Here is a 2,503-nt window from a genome sequence, read left to right on the forward strand (position 1 = left end):
CGAACAGCCGCCAGTGCCTGGTCAAGGCCGGCCCTTTCCCGGTTCGTGCCGGTGAAGCCCTTGTCGGTGTAAATACGATCGGCAGAAACACCGAGTTTGAGCAGTTCCTGATGCTGGGCCGCGAGATCCTGTTTGTCCGTCGAGCAGCGGGCATAGCCGATCATTATGTGTGTCATACGGGAAAGTGTAACGTATAAGGCCCCATGACTGCAAAACATATGGTACCACCTTTATGAGACACAGCACACGGCTGTATTCCATGACGTGTTGCACTTGTCCGGGACAGTCCGTCCAACGATCCCCTTCCGGACACATGAAGGAGACATCCGATCATGGCGCGGCGCCGTCTTCTGACCCGTGAAGCTCTTGCCCGACATTACGAGCCTTCTGTCGATGATCGCGAGATCACGAGACATTTTACACTCAGCCAGGATGACTTCGATCTGATCGCAACCCGCCGCGGAGAAACCTCCCGATTGGGTTTCACGATGGTCATGCTCTACATGCGCTGGCCGGGACGGGTACTGGAATCTGGTGAAACACCACCGGCTCCCATTCTGTCATTTGTTGCGCGGCAGCTCGACCTGTCCCCTGGGCTCTGGTCCCATTACGGACGTCGTGACGAAACCCGTCGATCCCATCTGGCCCACCTGATGAAGCGTTATGGCTACCGAACCTTCGATCGGTCGGCATTTCATGACATGACCGGTTTCGCGATGCCAATTGCACATCATGTGACCCAGCCATCCCGCATGGCTGCGATCCTGATTGACGAGATGCGTCGCCGAAGCATTCTCCTGCCGTCGGTCACTGTCATTGAAGCCTTGGTGCGCCGTGCTCGCCAGCAGGCCGATCACCTTGTCCATGACGTCCTTGCAGGGGATCTGCCGCCGGAAACCCGTTGTCGTTTGGACAAAATGCTGGAGCGTCGTGGCGATCGCAGTGCCTCCTGGCTCTCGTGGCTGCGTAACCCGCCCCTGTCACCAGCCGCGCGCAATATCCTGCGATTGCTGGAACGCCTGGAGTATGTACGATCCCTGAACCTCGACAGCGCTCGCGCCACGACCATACCGCGTGTGGCCTTTGACCGTTTGAGCGAAGAAGCTGCCCGGATTACGCCCCAGCATCTGGCCGAGCTTCGGTCATCCCGTCGTTACGCCATTCTGGTGGCAGCCGGGGTCCGACTTGAAGAGGTTCTAACCGACGCGACCCTCACAATGATGGACAAACTCCTCGGAAGCATGATGCGCCGTGCCGAGCACCGGATCCGTGACAAAGCGATTGTCACCATGCGATCGTTGCAGGCCCAGCTTCGTCTGCTGACAACCTCCTGCCGTCATCTGATTGAGGCGCGTGATCAGGGCGTTGATTCACTGTCTGCCATTACGGGAATTGACTGGCCCCGCCTCCAGGACGCCATCGGCAGGGCTGAAACCCTGACAGCTCCAGAGACCATTGATCGCACGGCCGAACTGATCAACCGGCATCGCTCTCTTCGTCCTGCCATTGGTCCATTCCTGAACGCGTTCCAGTTTCAGGGTGGTCGCACGGTACAGGGATTACTGAAGGCGGTGCAGATCATTGGAGACCTCTATCGGACCGGTAAACGCCGCTTGCCTGACTCCTGTCCGATCCGTTTCATTCCGCCTTCCTGGCACAGCTTTGTCAGGCCAGAGGGAACAGTCATACGACAGGCTTACGAACTCTGTGTTCTGACCCAGCTGCGCGAGCGTCTGCGTGCCGGAGACATCTGGGTAACGGAAAGTCGCCAATACCGCGCATTCGACACCTACCTTCTTCCGGAAGCCACGTTTGCAGCGATGCGCGCGCAAGGACCGTTGCCTCTGGCGATCAATGCTACGGCTGACACGTTCCTTTCTCAACGGCGTGCAGTGCTGGAAACCGCGCTGAACCGGGTGACGGCTCTTGCCAGGAAGGGCGAGTTGTCACAGGTCCGGCTTGATGCACATGGTCTTGTGATTTCGCCTCTGAAAGCAATTACACCCCCTGCTGTGGAAGAGTTGAGGCGGGCGGCTTACGACCGGCTGCCACGGATCAAGATTACTGATCTTCTGCTGGAAGTGGACCGCTGGATCAGCTTCACCGACTGCTTTACCCATCGCCGTTCCAGCCGTGTCGCGGATGACAAAAACGCCCTGCTGACGGTGATCCTGGCGGATGGGATTAATCTTGGTCTGACACGCATGGCCGACACCTGTCAGGGTGCCACCCTGCGCCAGTTGGCGCATCTGCATGACTGGCATATCAGCGAGGCCGGATACGCCGAAGCCCTTGGCCGTATGGTTGCAGCCCATCGTGGGCTGCCGCTGGCGTCACTCTGGGGAGACGGCACATCGTCCTCAAGTGATGGTCAATTGTTTCATGCAGGGGGCAGAGGCGCTGCGATCAGCGATATCAATGCGCGCAATGGCAGTGAACCGGGCGTCAGTTTCTACACCCACATCTCCGATCAGTATGATCCGTTTTCGACCCGGGTGATTGC

At 58.4% G+C, this 2,503-nt stretch carries 2 protein-coding genes; one reads left to right on the forward strand and one right to left on the reverse strand.

Annotated elements, in window-relative coordinates:
- Nucleotides 1–176: recombinase family protein (locus B7449_RS12095; protein ID WP_048883650.1), on the reverse strand; the 176-nt coding region annotated here is incomplete at its 3' end.
- Between the two features lie 156 nt (nt 177–332).
- On the opposite strand from B7449_RS12095, the gene B7449_RS12100 reads away from it, so the two are divergent.
- A partial coding sequence (locus B7449_RS12100) for a Tn3 family transposase (RefSeq protein WP_048883649.1) occupies nt 333–2,503 on the forward strand: 2,171 nt, incomplete at its 3' end.

This window comes from Komagataeibacter intermedius TF2 (assembly GCF_000964425.1).
GTDB lineage: Bacteria > Pseudomonadota > Alphaproteobacteria > Acetobacterales > Acetobacteraceae > Komagataeibacter > Komagataeibacter intermedius.